The sequence below is a fragment of the Gilliamella sp. BG2 genome, assembly GCF_046635645.1.
GTDB classification, from domain to species: Bacteria; Pseudomonadota; Gammaproteobacteria; order Enterobacterales; family Orbaceae; genus Gilliamella; species Gilliamella bombi.
In genome coordinates this window covers 1-22286 of the sequence record NZ_JBIDFF010000028.1, presented here as the reverse complement: position 1 = coordinate 22286, position 22286 = coordinate 1, and the positions used below count along the sequence as shown (strand labels likewise).

At 36.8% G+C, this 22286-nt stretch carries 18 protein-coding genes; 11 read left to right on the top strand and 7 right to left on the bottom strand.

Going from position 1 to position 22286, the window contains the following annotated elements; translation table 11 throughout:
- Positions 1-177 precede the first annotated feature (177 nt).
- Positions 178-1002 carry a glutamate racemase gene (gene murI / locus ACGH6Q_RS10465; RefSeq protein ID WP_411578252.1) on the bottom strand — a complete coding sequence of 275 codons (825 nt, stop codon included), beginning with the start codon at positions 1000-1002 and terminating at the stop codon, positions 178-180.
- Between the two features lie 213 nt (positions 1003-1215).
- Between murI and metK the strand changes: the two genes are divergently transcribed.
- The 4 genes from metK to ACGH6Q_RS10445 are packed head-to-tail and all read left to right on the top strand — an operon-like array spanning position 1216 to position 4334.
- Complete coding sequence (metK, locus tag ACGH6Q_RS10460) at positions 1216-2367, top strand: methionine adenosyltransferase (RefSeq protein ID WP_411592768.1); 1152 nt, start codon at positions 1216-1218, stop codon at positions 2365-2367.
- On the top strand, positions 2351-2854 hold the full coding sequence (locus tag ACGH6Q_RS10455; RefSeq protein ID WP_034913345.1) for a SprT family zinc-dependent metalloprotease: 504 nt from the start codon (positions 2351-2353) through the stop codon (positions 2852-2854). The genes metK and ACGH6Q_RS10455 overlap by 17 nt, the downstream gene beginning before the upstream one ends.
- Before the next feature lie 14 nt (positions 2855-2868).
- The gene (locus ACGH6Q_RS10450; protein WP_411592767.1) at positions 2869-3486 is read left to right on the top strand and encodes a hypothetical protein; all 618 of its coding nucleotides are present in this window, start codon (positions 2869-2871) and stop codon (positions 3484-3486) included.
- Positions 3480-4334 (top strand): 23S rRNA (adenine(2030)-N(6))-methyltransferase RlmJ, encoded by an 855-nt coding sequence (locus ACGH6Q_RS10445; RefSeq protein WP_174799359.1) that lies wholly within the window; start codon positions 3480-3482, stop codon positions 4332-4334. Before ACGH6Q_RS10450 ends, ACGH6Q_RS10445 begins: the two co-directional genes overlap by 7 nt.
- 68 nt (positions 4335-4402) lie before the next feature.
- Here ACGH6Q_RS10445 and ACGH6Q_RS10440 read toward each other — a convergent pair whose 3' ends face one another.
- From ACGH6Q_RS10440 to parE, 6 genes are all read right to left on the bottom strand, one after another.
- Positions 4403-5713 carry an NCS2 family permease gene (locus tag ACGH6Q_RS10440; RefSeq protein ID WP_297225981.1) on the bottom strand — a complete coding sequence of 437 codons (1311 nt, stop codon included), beginning with the start codon at positions 5711-5713 and terminating at the stop codon, positions 4403-4405.
- 199 nt (positions 5714-5912) lie between these two features.
- Positions 5913-7487, bottom strand: a complete 1575-nt coding sequence (locus tag ACGH6Q_RS10435) for a TerC family protein (protein ID WP_411592766.1) — start codon at positions 7485-7487, stop codon at positions 5913-5915.
- A 142-nt stretch (positions 7488-7629) separates the two neighbouring features.
- Positions 7630-9072, bottom strand: coding sequence for a TrkH family potassium uptake protein (locus ACGH6Q_RS10430; protein ID WP_065561201.1), 1443 nt, complete (start codon positions 9070-9072; stop codon positions 7630-7632).
- Between the two features lie 14 nt (positions 9073-9086).
- On the bottom strand, positions 9087-9932 hold the full coding sequence (gene djlA / locus ACGH6Q_RS10425) for a co-chaperone DjlA (RefSeq protein WP_296302887.1): 846 nt from the start codon (positions 9930-9932) through the stop codon (positions 9087-9089).
- A gap of 1 nt (position 9933) precedes the next feature.
- The gene (parC, locus tag ACGH6Q_RS10420) at positions 9934-12162 is read right to left on the bottom strand and encodes a DNA topoisomerase IV subunit A (RefSeq protein ID WP_411592765.1); all 2229 of its coding nucleotides are present in this window, start codon (positions 12160-12162) and stop codon (positions 9934-9936) included.
- Between the two features lie 27 nt (positions 12163-12189).
- Positions 12190-14079, bottom strand: a complete 1890-nt coding sequence (parE, locus tag ACGH6Q_RS10415; protein ID WP_411592764.1) for a DNA topoisomerase 4 subunit B — start codon at positions 14077-14079, stop codon at positions 12190-12192.
- A gap of 351 nt (positions 14080-14430) precedes the next feature.
- Between parE and ACGH6Q_RS10410 the strand changes: the two genes are divergently transcribed.
- From ACGH6Q_RS10410 to ACGH6Q_RS10380, 7 genes are all read left to right on the top strand, one after another.
- Positions 14431-16884: a DMSO/selenate family reductase complex A subunit gene (locus ACGH6Q_RS10410; protein WP_411592763.1), complete on the top strand. Its 2454-nt coding sequence runs from the start codon at positions 14431-14433 to the stop codon at positions 16882-16884.
- A gap of 21 nt (positions 16885-16905) precedes the next feature.
- The gene (locus ACGH6Q_RS10405) at positions 16906-17520 is read left to right on the top strand and encodes a DMSO/selenate family reductase complex B subunit (protein WP_065590405.1); all 615 of its coding nucleotides are present in this window, start codon (positions 16906-16908) and stop codon (positions 17518-17520) included.
- Complete coding sequence (locus ACGH6Q_RS10400) at positions 17517-18362, top strand: dimethyl sulfoxide reductase anchor subunit family protein (RefSeq protein WP_411592762.1); 846 nt, start codon at positions 17517-17519, stop codon at positions 18360-18362. The genes ACGH6Q_RS10405 and ACGH6Q_RS10400 overlap by 4 nt, the downstream gene beginning before the upstream one ends.
- Before the next feature lie 300 nt (positions 18363-18662).
- On the top strand, positions 18663-19037 hold the full coding sequence (rpsL, locus tag ACGH6Q_RS10395) for a 30S ribosomal protein S12 (protein WP_034883792.1): 375 nt from the start codon (positions 18663-18665) through the stop codon (positions 19035-19037).
- Between the two features lie 99 nt (positions 19038-19136).
- A complete protein-coding gene (gene rpsG, locus ACGH6Q_RS10390; RefSeq protein WP_034915550.1) occupies positions 19137-19607 on the top strand; it encodes a 30S ribosomal protein S7 in 471 nt (156 codons plus the stop codon).
- Positions 19608-19720: 113 nt separating this feature from the next.
- Positions 19721-21823, top strand: coding sequence for an elongation factor G (gene fusA / locus ACGH6Q_RS10385; protein WP_065590403.1), 2103 nt, complete (start codon positions 19721-19723; stop codon positions 21821-21823).
- 68 nt (positions 21824-21891) lie between these two features.
- A partial coding sequence (locus ACGH6Q_RS10380; RefSeq protein ID WP_411592761.1) for a GTP-binding protein occupies positions 21892-22286 on the top strand: 395 nt, incomplete at its 3' end.

Sequence of the window (22286 nt, the reverse complement as noted above, 5' to 3'; positions counted from 1 at the left end):
CGTATACTACGCTAACCTTTTTTATTCGTCAAGATCTTTTTTAAAATTTTTGATCTCACTTAATCACCAACTCTTCGCCTGCTTGTCGCTGACTGCGTGTCAGTGGATGCGCATTATAGGGGCTTAAAATTTTTGTGCAAGCAAAAAAGATAAAATAGTTACCCGGTCGCGCAAGTTTTAATCTTCATAAACTTTAATGGCATGATATTTATTAAGATTATAATCAGATAGTTTTTCAATCAACTTTTCTACAGACTGAGTATAAACTGTACTTAATACAATATTTTCGGACGCAGAAGGAATTATTTGGTCCAGATTATATTTATCATTTAGTAAATTACAGACCCTTGTTGCAATCGCATAACCTGAATCTATTAGACTCGCCTGAGGAAAAAGCGTCTGTAATTCTGTTTTAATAAAAGGATAATGCGTACAACCTAAAACTATTGTATCGGGGATTATTTGTAGTCCAAGCCAAGGTTGCATTAGTTCTTTTAACTGTTTCATATCTACATTAATGCCTTGTAATTTATTTTCGGCTATAATTGCTAATTCCGATAAACCTAACATTTTAACAGTACAATGTGAAGCAAATTGCTGTATTAAATCGGTTATATAAGTTCTTTCAACTGTTGCCTTTGTTGCTAATAATCCTATACATTTATTTTTAGTAAGTAAGCTAGCTGGTTTAATCGCTGGTACAACACCAATAATAGGGAAAGAAAATTTAGCGCGCAAACTAGGTAAACAGATAGTACTAGCTGTATTACAAGCAATAACTGCTAAATCAATTGGATAAAATTTAGTAACAGCCTCAATGACAGAGTTCACTCTATTAATTAAAAACTCTGATGATTTATCACCATAAGGGAACATCTCATTATCGAATACATAGATATAGTGTGCATTAGGTATTTTATTGTAAATTTCATTATAAACAGATAAACCACCAATACCTGAATCAAATATTAACACTGAAGGAGATTGTTTTACGATATTCATTTTAGCTATAGGATATTAAATAATAAATTAGAAACGCGTCATATCGTAAATTGATTAAAAATTAATGCAAGTATTTTACCCAAGCTAATGTTGCATTTAGTTCCATAAATTATAAACTAGACGTCTAGACGGTAAAACTGCTAAAATAAATACTTACTAAAGCTAAATATTATATTTCGAATATTGTGCAAGAATAAGTTAAGGGGGTATTCTATGTCAGAGTTTCTATTTACTTCAGAATCTGTTTCAGAAGGTCATCCAGATAAAATTGCCGATCAGATATCTGATGCTGTACTTGATGCAATTTTAAAACAAGATCCGAAAGCGCGTGTTGCTTGCGAAACATATGTAAAAACCGGTATGGCCTTAGTTGGTGGTGAAATCACTACTTCAGCTTGGGTAGACATTGAAGAATTAACTCGAAAAACAATTAATGATATTGGATATACCAGTTCAGAAATGGGATTTGATGCAAATTCATGTGCGGTGCTTAATGCTATTGGTAAACAATCTCCGGATATCAATCAAGGAGTTGATCGAAACGATCCTCTAGAACAAGGTGCTGGTGACCAAGGTATTATGTTTGGTTATGCTACCAATGAAATGCCAAATCTAATGCCTGCAGCTATAAGCTATGCGCATGACTTAATGCGCCGCCAAGCAGAAGTTAGAAAAAATGGTACACTTCCTTGGTTAAGACCTGATGCAAAAAGCCAAGTAACATTAATTTACCAAGACGGTCGGATAAAAGGTGTTGATACAATCGTTCTATCAACTCAGCATTCAGAAGGTATTGAGCAAAAAGCATTACATGAAGCCGTCATGGAAGAAATCATTAAACCAACATTGCCAGCCGAATGGTTAACACCTAGAACAAAATACTTTATTAATCCAACTGGACGTTTTGTTATTGGTGGCCCTATGGGAGACTGTGGATTAACTGGACGCAAAATCATTGTCGATACGTACGGTGGAGCAGCTCATCATGGTGGTGGTGCCTTTTCTGGAAAAGATCCTTCAAAAGTTGACCGCTCAGCAGCTTATGCCGCACGCTATGTTGCAAAGAATATTGTTGCTGCAGGACTTGCTGACAGATGTGAATTACAAATATCTTATGCAATTGGTATTGCCAATCCTACATCAATCTATGTCAATACTTTCGGCACAGAAAAAATCCATCACGATAAAATTGTATCGCTTATTAAAGAATTCTTTGATTTAAGACCTTATGGATTGATCCAAATGCTTGAGCTAATTCAACCGATCTATCAACAAACTGCAAGTTACGGTCATTTTGGTCGAGATATATTCCCTTGGGAAAAAACTGATAAAGCGGCACTACTACGTGATGCAGCAGGACTATAAACGCATACCAATTTATTTACATAATCAAACTATGGCTTGTTTAAGAACTCACTTAATGCAAGCCAATCAACGTCTACATTCCCAATATAAAGAGCCTAAGATCATTTATAAACCCAAAGGCAGTATTGCTGGTAGTGCCTTTTTAACACGTTGGGAAATTCAACTTAATTCGATTATGTTGCTAGATAATGGTACTCAATTTATTGAGGAAGTTGTGCCTCACGAATTAGCACATCTCATTGTCTTTAAAGAGTTTGGCAAAGTAAAACCACATGGTAAAGAATGGCAATATATTATGTCAGAAATATTAGGAAAAATCCCTGCAACAACTCACCGTTTTCCTATTCAACGCAATACTTATTTATACTACTGTAGTTGTCAACAACATCAATTAACCTCAATAAGACACAACAAAATTCAAAATAATAAAACTAGTTATTTATGTCGTAAATGCGGTACTATACTCAAACTTAAAAGTGCCATTTAGTACTAAGATATTATATGTGTAAGTTAGATTTTCATTTTTACAAAAGTTCGTTATTAATTCTCACTCTTGGCATTATCCTATATATTACGGGAAATTGGTTCATACCTTTATACAATGGAATGACGGTTGTAGTGATTGAACATATTCAATCTCTCTTCTTATTATTTATGTGCTGTTATACCTATTATTATGCAAAACGAGTATCTGAACATTCTGAGCTTTATAGATTTTGGATTTGGACAATTTTCTGGTGGTTTATGCTTTTTGGTCGAGGAATTAGTTGGGGAAGAGACTTTTTCCCTGAGGTACCTCGTTTCTATTATAAAATCCTTGCGAGTATATTAATAGCGATCCCAATACTAAGTATATTTTTACCCACCATTCGCCGAGAAATTGCTCGTCGCTACAAATACGAAAAAATACCATTTTGGCATATATTCTTTGCTTTTTTATTCTTAGGTATAGCTGATATTGCTGAACATCGCCGTATTGGACATGAATTTCTAGTTATAACAAAAGAGCGAAAAGATCTCATTGAAGAATTAATGGAAATTCCTTGTCTTCTTTGTTTATCCTTAATAACCTTTTATATGCAAAAAAATGAAAAAAAGAGAGTAGATTCCCTATGCTAAGCTACCGCCACAGTTACCATGCAGGAAATCATGCAGATGTATTAAAACATATTGTTTTAACATTATGTATTGAATCATTAAAGGAAAAAGAAAAGCCTTTTTTATATTTAGATACACACTCGGGGGCAGGACGATATCTATTAAGAAGTGAGCATGCAGAAAAAACGGGTGAATATTTATCAGGAATTAATTTACTATGGCAACAATCTAATATTCCTGAATTGCTTAATACATACATATCGGTACTAAGACGCTATAATCCTTTTGAGGAAATAAAATATTATCCTGGTTCACCATTAATTGCGAAGCAATTATTACGTGAACAAGACAAGCTCAACCTTACAGAGTTACACCCAACTGATTACCCTTTATTAAAACAAGAATTTAGTAAAGATAAACGAACAAAAGTTTTACGTGAAGATGGATTTTCCCAATTAAAATCAAAGTTACCTCCACTATCTCGTCGTGGAATAATATTGATTGATCCTTCTTATGAAATTAAAGACGATTATCAAAAAATCCCTACAGCATTATTTGAAGCATATAAACGTTTTGCAACAGGTGTTTACTTAATTTGGTATCCTGTGGTATCTCGTACACAAACTCAAAAAATGATTGATAATATTGTTAACTTAGGCATAAAACGAATTTCACAATTTGAGCTGGCAATAAAGCCTGATAATAACCAAAAAGGCATGACAGCATCAGGGATGATAGTAATTAACCCACCATGGAAATTACACGAACAAATGCATACAATTTTGCCATGGCTAAAAACAACACTAGACGTTGGAAAAACAGGAAATTTCATCATTAGAGAGCTAAATGGAGTTGATCCTTTATATTAACCATAAGTATCCAATGCGTTAATTTCTTGAAAAATTTCCCCATCGTAAGTAACGATGGGGAGTCATTTTTAATGATGATCAATAAAAATAAATTTTAAAGCAAATAGTAAAGCAAAAATTATTACACAAAGATTTAATTGTTTAAATTTGCCAGTAAAGGTTTTTAATACTACATAAGAGATAAAACCTAGTGCAACCCCTTCAGTAATTGCAAAGGCAAATGGCATCATAATTGCTGTAATAAAAGCTGGTGTTGCCTCTGTTAAGTCAGACCAGTTAACTTTAACTAAGCTTGAAACCATTAAGATCCCAACAAAAATAAGTGCGCCTGATGTTGCATAGGTAGGTACTAAATGTGCCAGTGGCGAGAAAAAGGCTACCAATAAGAATAATAGTCCAACTACTACTGCGGTTAATCCTGTTCGACCACCCACAGAGATACCTGCGGAACTTTCAATATAGGTTAACACTGATGATGTACCAAATAATCCACCTAAAGAGGAGCTAAAACTATCAATTAACAGCGCTTGACGCATTTTGGGGAATCGACCTTTTTCGTCACTAATGCCTGCTTTATCTGTTAGTGCTAAAATAGTGCCTGATGAGTCGAATAAGCTGACAATCATTATTGAAAATATTACACCCATAATACCAATATTTAGCGAACCTGCCAGATCAACATGGCCAACAACACTAGTTACACTAGGTGGCATAGACACAATGCCTTGGTAACTGATATTTGGATCAAGCCATAGTGCAAGTAGTGTTACTACTAAAATCGAAATTAATACAGCAGCATGAAAGTTGCGTGCCGCTAAAATAACAATAATGAAAAAACCTAGTGATCCTAATAGGACTTTAAGCGATAAGATATTCCCCATAGTTAATAGTGTGGAAGGAGAAGCGACTACAATGCCCATATTTTGAAATCCCATAAAAGCAATAAATAGTCCAATACCTGCACTAATACCTACACGCAGACATTGTGGAATATGTTCAATTAACCAGTGACGAACTTTAAATAGTGATAACGCAAAAAAGATTAAAGAACCCCAAAATATCGCTCCCATACCAATTTGCCAAGAATAGCCCATTGCCCCACATATGCCATAGGCAAAAAAGACGTTAAGCCCCATGGCAGGTGCTAATGCAATTGGTAAATTGGCAAATAGCCCCATTAAAATGGTAGCAAAGGCTGTTACGATACAAGTTAGAACAAAAACAGCAGAAGTATCCATACCTGTTGCTGATAAGATGGAAGGATTCACGAAGATGATATAAACCATTGTTAAAAAGGTAGTACAACCAGCGATAATTTCAGTACCGATAGTTGTTTTTTTCTCTTTCAATTGAAAGGTTTTTTCGAATATTGACTTCATAAGTTTAGGCCTAATTTAGATTGATAAGTAAGAGTAAAAGTTTATAAACAGTTTTACCTATTTTTTACTAAAGGGGAAAAATAAAAAAGATGAGGAGTATTTACTCCGCACCTTCAAATAAACAAAAATTTTTCAGCGTCAATTATTGCTAGTTATTTATTTTGGTCAAGCGTTATTCTAGTTATTTCTCTTTGCTGTATTATAATGCTACAGAATCAGGTTTATTTAACGTGATTTTTACTTTAAGAATTCTATGACTTTCTATTTCAGCTACTTCAAATAAATAATCGCCAATTTGCAAGGTTTCACCAACATTGAGTAAATGTTGAGCTTTTTCCATTAATAGCCCCGCTAGGGTATGATATTCACGTTTATCATCGATCGGTATTGGTACAAAACGGACTAGCTCTTCAACTGGAATATAACCATTAGCAATCCAGCTATTATCATCTAGACATTGAATATCATGTTTAGCATCAATTTCCTCTTCTTCTGTTGGAAAATCACCAGCAATGGTTTCGATAATATCAGTTACCGAGACAACCCCTTGCATTGAACCAAATTCATCAACCACAAAAGCAAAATGAGTTTTGGCCTTTTTAAATTGTTCTAATGCAACCAGTAACGATACAGTTTCTGGAAAGATTAAAGGTTGTTTGATTAGTGAGTGTATACCGATCGGTGCTTTGCTTTGTAGTACATCTTTTAAAAGGTCATTAACTTGGATAATGCCTAAAGGCTCATCAATTGAGTCATTATCAGTGACAACTAAACGAGAATGAGGATTATCAAAGATTTCTTTTATTATAACATCACGATCGTCATTAATATTGACCATATCAACATCAAGTCGAGATGTCATAATGCTACTGACCGAACGCTGTGCAAGTCCAAGTACTCGTTCAACCATGCTGAGTTCTTGATGATTAAACACTGATACTTTTTTATTAGCATCAGATACGATATCAATATTATGAGTATCGGGATCTTCCTCAGCATCACCTTTTAGTAGATGTAAAATAGCCTCGGCAGTACGTTCTCGTAACGGTTTTTTATTTAATGCTTTACGGCGATTTAGTATGGCTAATTGATTAAAAAATTCAATCATGATTGAGAAACCGATCGCCGCATATAAGTAACCTTTTGGGATAATAAAATCAAAACCTTCGGCAACAAGGCTAAATCCTATCATTAATAAGAAGCTCAAACATAGGATCACAATGGTTGGATGGGCGTTGACAAAATTAGCCAATGGTTTGCTTGCAACCATCATAATACCTATTGCTATACAAACGGCAATAATCATCACTGGGATATGTTCGACCATTCCAACAGCTGTAATAACTGAATCAAGCGAGAACACTGCATCAAGTACAACTATCTGAGCAACGACAGTCCAGAAGTGGGATGTCTTTTTAGGTTTACCATCCTCATTTGATGTGCCTTCAAGGCGTTCATTGAGCTCCATGGTAGCTTTAAATAGCAAGAATATACCACCAATTAGCATAATTAGTTGTCGGGCATTAAAACTGATCTCGGATATCGAAAATAGCGGTGTAGTGAGTGTGACTAACCAACCCGTAAACATTAATAATAAAATTCGAGTGATTAATGCAAAAGCAAGACCGGTAACGCGGGCTTTATCTCGTTGTTGGGGTGGAAGTTTCTCGGCAAGAATGGCTATAAAAACAATGTTATCAATACCAAGGACGATTTCAAGTACAACCAGAGTGGATAAGCCAATCCAGATTGTAGGATCCATGATCCATTCCATATGTCAGGTGATTACCTCTAATAAATACAGCACATGCTGCGTTGTAATTCTGTCTGTAATTGAGCAAATAATCAATAAAATATTTATAAAAATTGCATATCCTGTTAAAAACTTTCAGGTAACTATGTGTTTCAGTATAAATTTAGCTTTTCCAAAATGTTGGTGTGAATAAAACTAGTAAGGTAAATATTTCTAATCGCCCAAATAACATGTCAACCACCATTACCCATTTTACTATATCACTGACACTAGCAAAATTATCACTTACACTACCAAGACCAACCCCTAAATTGTTAAGTGATGATGCTACTATGTAAAAAGAGTCAGTGGCATCAATGCCTGTTGCCATAATAATAAATAAGCTAACTAAAAAGACCAACGTATATGCAGAAAAGAATCCCCAAATCGCTTCAATTATGCGTTCAGAAACCACGCGATTATTTAATTTTAAAGTATAAATAGCGTTAGGATGAATAAGGCGCTTTAGTTCACGTGAGCCTTGCATAAACAAAATTAACACACGAACCACTTTTAAACCGCCACCCGTTGATCCCGCACAACCACCAATAAATGAAGCGCACAATAAAAAGATTGGTAATGATGATGGCCATGTGTTGATATCATCGACACTAAAGCCTGCTGTTGATGATATGGATACCACTTGTAAGATAATTTTATCAATGCTCAGGCGGTGTGGTTTATAGAAATAAATAACAATTGTGCAGATAGCAACTAGTATCAGTAGAATAAATATAAATGTTCTGAACTCTTGATCACGCCAGTACTCTTTAATCGAAAAGCCACTTAGTGCGGCAAAATGGAGCGCAAAATTACAACCAGATAAAATCAAAAAGAGGGTGACGATGTAATTGATTACTGGACTGTTAAAATAGGCTAAATTATCATCATGGGTTGAAAACCCTCCCATTGATATTGTAGAGAAACTATGTGACACAGCATCAAATACATTCATACCGGCCAGCCAGAGACAAATAGCACAAAGCGTTGTTAGCAAAATATAAATTGACCAAAGTGTTTTAGCTGTTTCAGCAATACGTGGACGCATTTTACTGTCTTTTTGCGGACCGGGAATTTCGGCACGATAAAGTTGCATGCCCCCTACCCCCAGTAATGGTAAGATAGCAACAGCTAGCACGATAATCCCCATCCCTCCAAGCCATTGCAATAATTGGCGATAGAAAAGTAAAGCTTTAGGTAGATGATCTAACTTAACAATTGTGGTGGCACCTGTTGTGGTTAAGCTTGAAAATGATTCAAAAAATGCAGTATTTAAATTTAAATTAATATGTGTATCAAAAATAAAAGGAAAAGCGCCAATTGATCCTAGAACAACCCAAAATAGTACGACAATAAAAAAGCCTTCACGTGTGCTCAGCTCGTGGCGATGATTACGATTAGGAAACCATAGTGCAATTCCTAAAATTAAGGCAACAAAAAAAGAGCGAACAAAAATTGCACCAGCCCCATCGCGATAGATTAATGCAACAAGTGCTGGTAATAACATGAATATCGATAATAGGGATACTAATAAACCAATAATTCGTAAAATTGATCGCCAATGCATCATGATGATAGTCTCTACTTAAATCCACGTGATGCTTTGATAAGATCATAGGCCGCTTGAATCTCTTGTGCACGTTTTTTGGCGGCTTCAAGCATCTCTTTCGGTAAGCCTTTCGATACTAACTTATCAGGATGATGCTCATTCATTAATTTACGATAAGCTCTTTTTATTTCTGAGATTTCAGCTGTAGCTGCAACACCTAAAATTTTGTAAGCATTTTGTAGGTCGGATTGTGGTGAGCGACCTTGATAATTTCCATAATTATTACTGCGTTGGTATTGGTCTCGTTGTCCGTGTTGGTTACTATAGCCATTTTGACGGAAGTGATAACTTCCCATCATCATTTGGATATATATTGCCATTTGTTGACGTGGAATATTAAATTCTTCAGCCACAATAAATAAAATTTGTTGTTCTTTTTCGTCTAAAACGCCATCAACTAATGCAGCTTGGATCAATTGCTCACAAAAAATATTTAACACATTACGTCGAAAACGATATTGTGCGTATAGCTCAGCCAAACGCGATCTTAGTGGGTAGTCACTTGCTTTACCATTATTAAATGAATCTTGTGCTAGTTTTCGGCCATTTCGGTCAAGTTGTAATCTATCCATAAATTGACTGGCAAGATTAATATCATCTTGTGTGACGACCCCTTTAGCTTTACTTAAGTGACCTAGAACTTCAAAAACAACAGTTAAATAAAGTGTTGGATTTGCTTGTGTTCTTTGTTCGGTCAATTTATTACAAAACGTGCGGTAAAGCATTGGCCCAACAAAAAGCCCAAGAATAAATCCCCATCCTGTTTTTAATACAGTGCTCAAAACAAAGCCTGCAATTATTGCCCAGATAAAAGACATATTATTCGTTCACCTCTATTTTATCTATCTTTTGTAAACCTCTCGGTAATGGTGTACCTTTTCGTGCTCGCTCTGCCTTAAATTTTTGTAAATCAGCAGGATATAATGTAAGTTTGCGTTTACCAACATATAACGTTATTGAAGTGTCTTGTGTAATTAATAGAGTATAAGCAAGGCAGTCATCAGCACCTGAAAGTGATACTATTTTATTTCCTTTACCTTTAGCAAGTTCAGGTAAATCTTTTACAGGAAATATGAGCATTCGACCTGCTTTGGTGATTGATAGTAGTAAACTATCTTCAGATGTGATTTCAATTGGTGGCAATATTTTAGATTCTTTAGGTAAATTAATAATTGCTTTACCATTACGATTGCGAGCAATCAAATCACTAAATTTACCAATAAATCCATAACCAGCACTTGAAGCAAGTAATAATTTTTGATCATCATTTTGAGACATGAGCACATGTTCAACTGTTGCACCAGCGGGTAGTGCTAATTTACCAGTTAATGGTTCGCCTTGACTTCGTGCTGATGGTAACGTGTTTGGTTCTATAGCATAACTACGTCCCGTTGAATCGATGAAAATAACAGGTTGATTACTTTTGCCTTTGGCGGCAGCTTTAAAACTATCACCAGATTTATAACTTAAACCAGCAGGATCAATATCATGACCTTTTGCTGTTCTTACCCAACCCATTTCAGATAAAACGACAGTAACAGGTTCAGATGGTGTTAACTCTTGTTCACTAATAGCTTTAGCTTCACTGCGCTCAACAATTGGAGAACGACGGTCATCGCCATATTTTTCAGCATCCGCTTTTAGCTCTTTTTTAATTAAATTACTCAATTTTTTAGGCGAAGCTAACAAAGCTTGCAGATGATCACGCTCTTTTGTAAGCTCACTTTGTTCGCCTTTAATGCGCATCTCTTCAAGTTTGGCTAAGTGGCGAAGTTTTAACTCTAAAATCGCTTCGGCTTGAATTTCAGTTAAGGCAAAACGATTAATTAATTCTTGTTTAGGTTCATCTTCGTGACGAATAATTTCGATAACTTCATCAATATTTAAAAAAGCAATTAATAAGCCATCGAGAATATGGAGTCGTTTTAATATTTTATCTAAACGGTAATTTAAACGTCGAGTGACGGTATTTTTTCGATACTCTAACCATTCAGTAAGAATTTCAACTAAGCCTTTTACTGATGGGCGATTATCAAGCCCAATCATATTCATATTAACCCGATAACTTTTTTCGAGATCGGTTGTGGCAAATAGATGATTCATCACTTGCTCTAAATCTACTCGATTTGAACGTGGCACAATGACCAGACGAGTTGGATTTTCGTGATCAGACTCATCACGTAAATCTTCAATTAAAGGTAGTTTTTTTGCTCGCATCTGAGAAGCTATTTGTTCTAAGATTTTAGCACCCGAAACTTGATGAGGCAGATCTGTAATTACAATATCACCTTCTTCTTTCTTCCAGACAGCACGCATACGGATTGAACCACGACCCGTTTTATAGATTTTCGCTATGTCTTCTGGTGAAGTAATAATTTCAGCTTCTGTTGGGAAATCGGGGCCTTGTATGTGAGCCATTACTTCGTTGAGCGTCGCATTGGGGTTATCAGCAAGCATAATTGCCGCATTCGCCACTTCACGAAGGTTATGAGGCGGTATATCAGTTGCCATGCCAACCGCGATACCTGTTGTACCATTTAATAAAATGTTGGGTAATCTAGCCGGTAACATTTTAGGTTCTTGTAAAGTACCATCAAAGTTAGGCGTATAATCAACCGTTCCTTGTCCTAGTTCACCTAATAGTAGTTCGGCATATTTTGACAAACGTGATTCTGTGTAACGCATAGCGGCGAATGATTTAGGATCATCAGGTGCCCCCCAGTTACCTTGCCCATCAACTAATGGATAGCGATATGAAAATGGTTGTGCCATGAGCACCATCGCTTCATAACAGGCACTATCACCATGAGGATGATATTTACCAAGCACATCCCCGACGGTACGTGCAGATTTTTTAAATTTGGCTTGTGCGTTAAGTCCTAATTCAGACATAGCATAAACAATGCGTCGCTGCACTGGTTTTAAGCCATCTCCAATAAATGGCAAGGCACGATCCATAATGACATACATTGAGTAGTTTAAATAGGCGCTTTCGGTAAAAGTGCGTAACGACTGGATTTCTACCCCGTCATGAGTTATTTCACTCATTATTGTTCCTCTAAATCATTCTGTTTGTTAGACATCAAGTTCAACTTGATCGCCTTTTTCTTGTAACCATTCGCGGCGATCTTCTGAGCGTTTTTTAGCAAGTAGCATATCCATTAATGCCATCGTTTGCTCAGCATCATCAAGCGAAAGCTGTACTAAACGACGCGTATTAGGATCCATTGTTGTTTCGCGTAGTTGTAGTGGATTCATTTCACCTAGACCTTTAAAGCGCTGCACATTGGGTTTGCCTTTTTTACGTTTAAGCTGTTCTAAAATGCCTTCTTTTTCTTCTTCATCTAGGGCGTAATGAACTTCTTTTCCTAAATCGATACGATAAAGCGGCGGCATAGCAACAAAGACATGCCCATGTTCAACCATGGTACGAAAGTGCCGAACAAATAAAGCACAAAGTAATGTTGCAATATGTAGTCCATCTGAGTCAGCATCGGCTAAAATACAGATTTTACCATAACGTAATTGTCTTAAATCATCGCTATCTGGATCGATACCGATAGCAACAGAAATATCATGGATTTCTTGTGAGCCGAGTACTTCATCGGATGAGACTTCCCATGTGTTTAAGATTTTGCCTTTAAGAGGCATAATGGCTTGATATTCACGATCTCGCGCTTGTTTAGCCGAACCTCCCGCAGAATCGCCTTCCACTAAAAAAAGTTCAGTACGACTTAAGTCTTGTGATGAGCAATCGGCCAATTTACCTGGTAATGCTGGACCACTGGTTAATTTCTTTCGAATGACTTTTTTGGACGCTTTTAAGCGTTTTTGTGCACTTGAAATTACCATTTCAGCTAGTAATTCGGCTATTTGTACATTTTGATTCAACCAAAGACTAAACGCATCTTTCACAATAGCCGAAACAAATGCCGCACTTTGGCGCGATGATAAACGTTCTTTAGTTTGACCCGCAAACTGAGGCTCTTGCATTTTGACTGAAATAACATAGGCACAGCGTTCCCATATATCATCGGCGGTTAATTTTAATCCTCGTGGTAACAAATTGCGAAACTCACAAAACTCACGCATTGCGTCTAATAATCCTTGACGTAAACCATTAACATGGGTGCCACCTTGTACGGTTGGGATTAAGTTAACGTAACTTTCAGTTAATAATTCTCCACCTTCTGGCATCCAAAGCAGTGCCCATTCTACAGCTTCTGTTTCGCCAGTATGATTACCTGTAAAAGGCGTTTCAGGTAAAAGAGAGTAACCGCTGACAGATTCCATTAGATAATCTTTTAGGCCATCTTCATAACACCAACGTTGTTCGGTATTATTGATTTCATCTTTAAAAATAATTTCAAGGCCAGGGCAAAGCACCGCTTTAGCTTTTAGTAGATGTGATAAGCGTGGGACAGAAAATCTAGGCGAATCAAAATATTTTTCGTCAGGCCAAAAATGAACTTTGGTACCTGTATTACGACGACCACAAGTGCCCGTAATATGCAGATCTTCAACTTTATTACCGTTTTCAAAAGCTATTTCGTACACTTGTCCATCACGATGAACTGTAACTTCAACACGTTTTGATAATGCATTGACTACCGAAATACCTACACCGTGTAAACCACCTGAAAATTGGTAATTTTTGTTCGAGAACTTTCCGCCAGCATGTAAACGACAAAGCAATAATTCAATCGCTGGTACACCTTCTTCAGGGTGAATATCAACCGGCATTCCTCGCCCATCGTCGATAACTTCTAGTGAATTATCTTGAAAAAGGGTAACCTTAACTTTACGAGCATGACCTGCGATAGCTTCATCAACACTGTTATCAATGACTTCTTGCCCTAAATGGTTTGGTCGGCTTGTGTCAGTGTACATTCCTGGCCGATGACGAACTGGATCAAGGCCTTTTAATACTTCAATATCAACGGCATTATAAGTAGATTGTGACATAGTTTTTCTATTTATTCGAATAAATGACGGCTATTATACCAATCTTTGTTTAATAAGACCAAGGTCAATGGTGAAGGCGTTTAAGTTAAAATCATCAATTCAACTATTGTATTGGTTGGCAAAGATTATTTATTTTTATTGCTGGAAAATTAATTGTATAACAAAAGTAAATTAGTATGGAGCAGCGTAAATAACAATATTGGGGATGAGCTGTTTCTTTTTATATTCAAGAATAATTCTTATTTAACTTAATTGTTGTAATTTCCCTACTACATTTGACTTTTTTCGGTTTTTTTATCACATTTTTAGTATTATGATAAATAAGTCCCACATAAAAATTAAGGGAATTTGATGAGTAAGTCTGAACATAAAATAAGTCGACGTAATTTTTTACAAAAATCATTAACCATAGCAGGTGTAGCAGCGCTAACGAATAATATGCAGCTACCTTTTGTCTATGCAGATCCAAAAACTAATGCTAAAAGTAGCATAATCCCTACTAATTCCACAGATGAAGAAAAGATTGTTTATAGTGCTTGTTTAGTAAACTGTGGTAGCCGTTGTCCTTTAAAAGTTTATGTCAAAAACGATATTATTACTAAAATATCATCAGAAGATGGGATTGATGATTCCGTTTTTGGCTTGCATCAAATTCGCCCTTGTCTTCGTGGTAGATCTGTTCGTTGGCGAACTTATGATCCTGAACGTTTAAAGTATCCTATGCTGCGCATTGGTAAACGTGGTGAGGGTAAATTTAAACGTATTTCATGGGATCAAGCCATTAGTCTACTAGCCAATAAACTTAAATATACCATTAATCAGTATGGCAATGAGGCAATTTATTACCAATATGGTTCAGGTACAACAGGAGCTAATCTTTCTGGGCGTAATGCATGTAAGCGTTTTTTAAGTACAATTGGTGGTTTTTTAAATTATCATGGCGATTATTCGAGTGGGCAGATTTCAGCTATTCGCCCTTATATTTTTGGTAATGCTAAGGATTCTTTACTTGATCAGATAAAGCATTCTGATTTAGTTGTGATGTTTGGACATAACATTGCCGAGACCCGAATGTCGGGTGGAGGGCAAGTTACAGAGCTTTTTCATGCATTAGAACAAAGTAATGCCCGGGTGATTATAATTGATCCCCGTCGCAGCGAAAGTGTGGTGGCGTATAATGCTGAGTGGATCCCGATAATTCCCGGTACCGATGCTGCGTTAGTTGCTGCTATTGGCTATGCTTTACTTGAAGAAGATCGTATTGATGATGCAATGCTCAATCAATATTGTGTTGGTTGGAACACTGAGTCATTGCCTGACAGTGCACCGCCTTTTAGTGATTTTAAATCTTATATTCTCGGATTGGGTAACGATAGAACGCCTAAAACACCAGAATGGGCAGCTAAAAAGACAGGTATTCCTGCGGAACAAATTCGTAAGCTAGCACTGGATATTGTTAACGCTAAAGCTGCATGGATTTCTCAAGGTTATGGTGTACAGCGCTGGCAAAATGGCGAACATACCGCACGTGCGATTATGATGCTACCTATTATTACAGGACAATTTGGTAAACCTGGTACCAATATTGGGACGTGGGGTGGGAGTGTTATTTATCCTATACCTAGTTTTAACCTTCCAAATCCTGTTAAAACCAGTATTCCTTTCTTTCTATGGACGAAGGCAATTGAAGATGGGCCAAGTATGACAGCTAGAAATTCTTATCTCAAAGGTAAGGAGAAGTTGGATGTAGGTATTAAATTTATCTGGAATTATGCTGGTAATGTAATTGGCAATCAACATTCAGATCTAAACCGTACTCACCAAATTTTACAAGATGAATCTAAATGTGAATTTATTCTTGTTTGGGATACGCATATGACTGCATCAGCCAAATATGCTGATTTATTGCTGCCTGATGTTTCATCAGTTGAAAATAATGATTTGATTAATAACTCTTATTCATCTGGTGCGTATAGTTATTTAATTCGTATGCAACGTACAATTAATCCGCTTTGGGAAAACCGTGCAGCTTATGATGTATTAACCGATCTTTCTGAAAAGCTAGGCGTAAAAGATAAATTTACTGAAGGTCGTTCTCAAGATGAATGGATAGAATATTGTTATGAGCAATTGCGAAAAAATGAACCTAATTTACCTCCTTTTGCTGATACCGATGGTATGGGAGTAATTGAGCGTAGGCTTGCCGATAGTGATAAACAAATTGGTTTAAAAGCTTTTAGAGATGATCCTATTAAAAACCCATTAAACACGCCGTCGGGAAAAATAGAAATCTATTCAGAGGCATTAGCTAATATTGCCAACAAATGGGAGCTTGATGCCGAAGATGTTCTGTACCCAATTCCAGCATATTTGCCTGCTATCGAAGGGAGCGAAGATAAACCAAAACGTAAAAAATACCCGTTGCAACTTATTGGATTTCATACTAAAGGGCAATGCCATTCCTCTTATAGTAATTTGCCGCAATTGCGTGAAGCTGTTGCTAACAGCCTTTGGATTAATCCATTCGATGCCGAGCAAAGGCAGATTAAGCATGGGCAATTGGTCGAAGTTTATAACGATCGTGGTCGTTTGTATATTCCTGTTAAAGTTACGCCACGTATATTACCAGGAGTGATTGCGATTCCGCAAGGAATGTGGGCAAAAACCAATTCTATAGGGATTGATATTGGCGGATGTATTAATCGGTTAACATCATTGCGTCCAACAGTACTTGCAAAATCGAATCCACAGCATACCAATCTGGTTGAAGTTAAACCATTATCGGTTGCAGGATTAACATTGTAAATTAAAGAGTGGATAATAAAAATGCAATATGGATTTTATATTGATTCTTCAAAATGTACCGGTTGCAAAACCTGCCAACTGAGTTGTAAGGACGAGAAAGACAATGCTTTAGGTGTTCATTTTCGCCGTGTTTATGAATATGGTGGAGGTACTTGGCAGTTGGTTGATGGTATGTGGCAAAACGATACCTTTGCCTATTATTTATCTATCTCGTGTAATCATTGTGAAGAACCAACTTGTGTACAAGGTTGCCCAACAGGTGCGATGCATAAACGAAAGCAAGATGGTTTAGTGGTTGTTAATCAAGATATTTGTATTGGTTGTCGATATTGCGAAATGCGTTGTCCTTATGGAGCACCGCAATTTGATCATCAAAAAAAGGTCATGTCAAAATGTGATGGCTGTTATGAACGTGTAGCCGAAGGTTTAAAACCAGTATGCGTTGAATCTTGCCCTCAGCGTGCGTTAGATTTTGACGAAATTGAAAAACTACGTCACCGTTATGGTGATGAATGCAATATTGCACCACTACCAAGTTCACAGCTGACTAAACCTAATATTGTGATAAAACCACATGCACATGCTAAAGCATCTGGTGATACCTTAGGTAAAGTACTTAATCCTGAGGAGGTATGAGTTATATGCATGAATTACCATTGGTATTTTTTACGGTACTCGGTCAATTATCTGCTGGGATGGTGTTGATTGGTGGCATATCATCTTTAAGCCATTATTCATACAGTTTAATTAAGATAAATAAAATGAATATGGCGGCTCTGATTGTAATGGCTGTTGCAATGCTTATTGCTTCGCTACATTTAGGTCATCCTTTTCGGGCTCTTAATGTTATTTGGGGTATTGGTCGTTCGCCGATGAGCAATGAAATTTTTTCCTTTGGTCTCTTGTTTGGAATAACATTAGTATGTGTATTACTAACTTATTTTTCTTATCATAATGATGGTAAAAAATGGCTATTGGTCAACTCACTTTGTCAACGTATATATCAAATCCCCAATTTTTCTAAAATATTATCTTTATTGTTGATCTTTTTTAGTTTAATTTTTGTTTGGATGATTGCTCTTACTTATATGCTACCAACGGTTAAAACCTGGAATACCTATTACACAGCCATTCAGATGTATACCTCTATGCTAGTGTTAGGAGGAATTGTTGCAATAGTTTTTGGGATATTTCGAATTGGCATAATTTCTTTCTTTACTGGTGTAATATCGATTCTGTTATTAAAAATTCCTTATATTAATTTAATGACCTCAGTATCACCTGAACTTACCTCAAAACAATATATTTGGATGCTAATTCAATGCCTATTATTAGTACTTGCACTTGTTTTAGTTATTGTAAATATTTATCGATCTAAGCAATCAACAATAATTTACTCTATTGCTTTTATTATTGTTTTAGTTGCCGAGTTATGTGGGAGAATTGCGTTTTATAATTTATGGACTATTCAAATGTAAAATTAATAACATTTTAATGTTTTTAATAACAATAAAAACACACTATACAATAGGGACTATTGATCTTTTAACAAAAAATAAACAGATATACTAGTGTCTTTCTATAAAATAACGACTATCCTCTATAAATAATTAATACCAAGATCAAGCACTTATTGATAGCAAAAACTTGACATTATCTCCCCTGGGGTCTAGAATCTTGCGACCCAAAACTTATACACATAGGTTTTGGTCTACAGTTATTAATTACGTATCTAAAAAGCAATTTTAAATTTATTTTAATTAATCAGGAGCTTATTAATGGCAACAATTAATCAGCTGGTACGCAAACCAAGAGCACTAAAGGAAGCAAAAAGCAACGTTCCTGCCCTTGAAGCATGCCCGCAAAAACGCGGTGTTTGTACTCGTGTTTACACAACTACACCGAAAAAACCAAACTCAGCATTACGTAAAGTATGTCGTGTACGTTTAACCAACGGTTTTGAAGTTACTTCTTATATCGGTGGTGAAGGTCATAACCTACAAGAACATAGTGTAATTTTAATCCGTGGTGGTCGTGTTAAAGACTTACCAGGTGTTCGTTACCACACTGTTCGCGGTGCATTAGACTGCGCAGGTGTTAAAGATCGTAAACAAAGCCGTTCAAAATACGGTGTTAAACGACCTAAAGCTTAATGGAACTCCGTTAAGTAAGGCCAAACTATATAATTCCATTTAACTCATTTGAGTTTTGGGTAAACCTGAAAATTTATAACATATAAACGGAGTATTCCAATGCCACGTCGTCATGTTGTCGGTCAAAGAAAAATTCTTCCTGATCCGAAGTTCGGTTCAGAGTTACTGGCAAAATTTGTAAATATTTTAATGATAGATGGTAAAAAATCTATCGCAGAATCAATCGTATATTCAGCTCTTGATAAATTAGCTGAGCGTAGTGGAAAAGACCACTTAGCAGCTTTTGAAGTTGCATTAGATAACGTAAGACCAACTGTAGAAGTTAAGTCACGTCGCGTTGGTGGTTCTACATACCAAGTTCCTGTTGAAGTGCGTCCAGTTCGACGTAATGCACTTGCAATGCGTTGGATTGTAGATGCTGCACGTAAACGTGGCGATAAATCAATGGCTTTACGCCTAGCGAATGAACTTATGGATGCTTTTGAAAACAAAGGTACCGCTGTGAAAAAACGCGAAGATGTTCATCGTATGGCTGAAGCTAATAGAGCGTTTGCACACTATCGTTGGTAATATTCGCACTTATAATTGTATAAGTGACTTGAATTAGGACTGATAGCCCTTATCTGCTATCGGTCACCAAAATGATGTTTTGTTAAGCAAACGATTCTAAACAGAGGATTAATATGGCTCGTACAACCCCTATAGCACGCTACCGTAATATCGGTATCAGTGCACATATTGACGCAGGTAAAACAACAACGACTGAACGTATTTTGTTTTATACTGGCGTTAGTCACAAAATTGGTGAAGTTCATGATGGTGCAGCTACCATGGACTGGATGGAACAAGAACAAGAACGTGGTATTACTATCACTTCTGCAGCAACAACAGCTTTCTGGTCTGGCATGGGTCAACAATTTGAACCACACCGTATCAACATCATCGATACCCCCGGACACGTTGACTTTACAATCGAAGTTGAACGTTCTATGCGTGTTCTCGATGGTGCAGTAATGGTTTACTGTGCAGTTGGTGGTGTGCAACCTCAATCAGAAACTGTATGGCGTCAAGCAAACAAATATAAAGTTCCACGTATTGCATTTGTCAACAAAATGGACCGTATGGGAGCTAACTTCTTACGTGTTGTTGATCAAATCAAAACTCGTTTAGCAGCGGTTCCAGTTCCTTTAGTTTTACCAATCGGTGCTGAAGAAGGATTTACTGGTGTTGTTGATTTACTTAAACGTAAAGCAATTAACTGGAATGATGCAGATCAAGGCGTAACATTTACTTATGAAGATGTTCCAGCTGATATGGTTGACCAAGTTGAAGAATGGCGTTCTTTCTTAATAGAAACTGCAGCTGAAGCAAGTGAAGAGTTAATGGAAAAATACCTTGGTGGTGAAGAGTTAACTGAGCAAGAAGTGAAAGCTGCATTGCGTGAGCGCGTACTTGCCAACGAAATCATCTTAGTAACTTGTGGTAGTGCCTTTAAAAACAAAGGTGTGCAATTCATGCTTGATGCTGTTATTGAATACTTACCAGCGCCAACTGATGTACCAGCAATCAAAGGTGAATTACCAAATGGTGAAGCTGCTGAACGTCACTCAAGTGATGATGAACCATTCTCATCATTAGCGTTCAAAATTGCAACAGACCCATTTGTTGGTAACTTAACATTCTTCCGTGTTTACTCTGGTGTTGTTAACTCAGGTGATACTGTTCTTAACTCTGTAAAAGATAAGAAAGAACGTTTTGGTCGTATCGTTCAGATGCATGCTAACAAACGTGAAGAAATTAAAGAAGTTCGCGCAGGCGATATTGCTGCTGCAATTGGTCTTAAAGATGTCACAACAGGGGATACTCTTTGTGCTGAAAGTGCACCAATTATTCTTGAAAGAATGGAATTCCCTGAACCGGTAATTTCGGTTGCTGTTGAACCAAAAACTAAAGCTGACCAAGAAAAAATGGGCCTTGCTTTGGGTCGACTAGCACAAGAAGACCCTTCATTCCGTGTTCACACTGATGAAGAATCTGGTCAAACTATTATTTCTGGTATGGGCGAACTTCACTTAGAAATCATCGTTGACCGTATGAAACGTGAATTTAAAGTGGAAGCAAATGTTGGTAAACCACAAGTTGCTTACCGTGAAACAATTCGCAATGAAGTAGAACAAGAAGGTAAATTTGTTCGTCAGTCTGGTGGTCGTGGTCAATACGGTCATGTATGGTTAAAAATCAAACCATTGGAAGCTGGTGGCGAAGGCTACAAATTCAACAACGAAATCGTTGGTGGTGTGGTTCCTAAAGAATATATCCCTGCGGTTGATAAAGGCTGTCAAGAACAAATGAAAAACGGTGTTCTTGCTGGTTACCCAATTGTTGATGTTGAAGTCACTATCTTTGATGGTTCTTACCATGATGTTGACTCATCAGAAATGGCATTTAAAATTGCTGGTTCAATGGCATTTAAAGATGGCTTCATGAAAGCTAAACCTGTGCTTTTAGAACCAATTATGAAAGTCGAAGTTGAAACTCCAGAAGATTATATGGGTGACGTTATCGGTGACTTAAACCGCCGTCGTGGTATGATCGAAGGAATGGAAGATACTGCAACAGGTAAAACTGTTAAAGCACAAGTTCCACTTTCAGAAATGTTTGGTTATGCAACAGACCTTCGTTCACAAACTCAAGGTCGTGCTTCTTACTCAATGGAGTTCTTGAAGTACAATGAAGCACCAACAAATATTGCAACCGCAATTATTGAAGCTCGTAAAGCGAAATAATTTTATCTAAATAAAATAACACTTCCCTTAATTACTTAAGGGAAGTGATTTAATAAAGGAACATTAAGATGTCTAAAGAAAAATTTGAACGTACAAAACCCCATCTAAACGTTGGTACAATCGGTCACGTTGACCATGGTAAAACAACTTTAACTGCTGCAATTACTTCTGTACTTGCTAAAAAATACGGCGGTCAAGCTCGTGCATTCGATCAAATCGATAACGCACCAGAAGAAAAAGCACGTGGTATCACCATCAACACTTCACACGTTGAATACGATACACCAACTCGTCACTACGCACACGTAGACTGCCCAGGCCATGCTGACTATGTTAAAAACATGATCACTGGTGCTGCACAAATGGACGGTGCTATCTTAGTAGTAGCAGCAACAGATGGTCCTATGCCACAAACTCGTGAACACATCCTTTTAGGTCGTCAAGTAGGTGTTCCTTACATCAT

Coding starts and splice junctions, on each gene's coding strand:
- murI (WP_411578252.1), bottom strand. CDS start 1,002: ATGAATATCGTAAAACAATCTCCTTCAGTGTTAATATTTGATTCAGGT.
- metK (WP_411592768.1), top strand. CDS start 1,216: ATGTCAGAGTTTCTATTTACTTCAGAATCTGTTTCAGAAGGTCATCCA.
- ACGH6Q_RS10455 (WP_034913345.1), top strand. CDS start 2,351: ATGCAGCAGGACTATAAACGCATACCAATTTATTTACATAATCAAACT.
- ACGH6Q_RS10450 (WP_411592767.1), top strand. CDS start 2,869: ATGTGTAAGTTAGATTTTCATTTTTACAAAAGTTCGTTATTAATTCTC.
- ACGH6Q_RS10445 (WP_174799359.1), top strand. CDS start 3,480: ATGCTAAGCTACCGCCACAGTTACCATGCAGGAAATCATGCAGATGTA.
- ACGH6Q_RS10440 (WP_297225981.1), bottom strand. CDS start 5,713: ATGAAGTCAATATTCGAAAAAACCTTTCAATTGAAAGAGAAAAAAACA.
- ACGH6Q_RS10435 (WP_411592766.1), bottom strand. CDS start 7,487: ATGGAATGGATCATGGATCCTACAATCTGGATTGGCTTATCCACTCTG.
- ACGH6Q_RS10430 (WP_065561201.1), bottom strand. CDS start 9,072: ATGCATTGGCGATCAATTTTACGAATTATTGGTTTATTAGTATCCCTA.
- djlA (WP_296302887.1), bottom strand. CDS start 9,932: ATGTCTTTTATCTGGGCAATAATTGCAGGCTTTGTTTTGAGCACTGTA.
- parC (WP_411592765.1), bottom strand. CDS start 12,162: ATGAGTGAAATAACTCATGACGGGGTAGAAATCCAGTCGTTACGCACT.
- parE (WP_411592764.1), bottom strand. CDS start 14,079: ATGTCACAATCTACTTATAATGCCGTTGATATTGAAGTATTAAAAGGC.
- ACGH6Q_RS10410 (WP_411592763.1), top strand. CDS start 14,431: ATGAGTAAGTCTGAACATAAAATAAGTCGACGTAATTTTTTACAAAAA.
- ACGH6Q_RS10405 (WP_065590405.1), top strand. CDS start 16,906: ATGCAATATGGATTTTATATTGATTCTTCAAAATGTACCGGTTGCAAA.
- ACGH6Q_RS10400 (WP_411592762.1), top strand. CDS start 17,517: ATGAGTTATATGCATGAATTACCATTGGTATTTTTTACGGTACTCGGT.
- rpsL (WP_034883792.1), top strand. CDS start 18,663: ATGGCAACAATTAATCAGCTGGTACGCAAACCAAGAGCACTAAAGGAA.
- rpsG (WP_034915550.1), top strand. CDS start 19,137: ATGCCACGTCGTCATGTTGTCGGTCAAAGAAAAATTCTTCCTGATCCG.
- fusA (WP_065590403.1), top strand. CDS start 19,721: ATGGCTCGTACAACCCCTATAGCACGCTACCGTAATATCGGTATCAGT.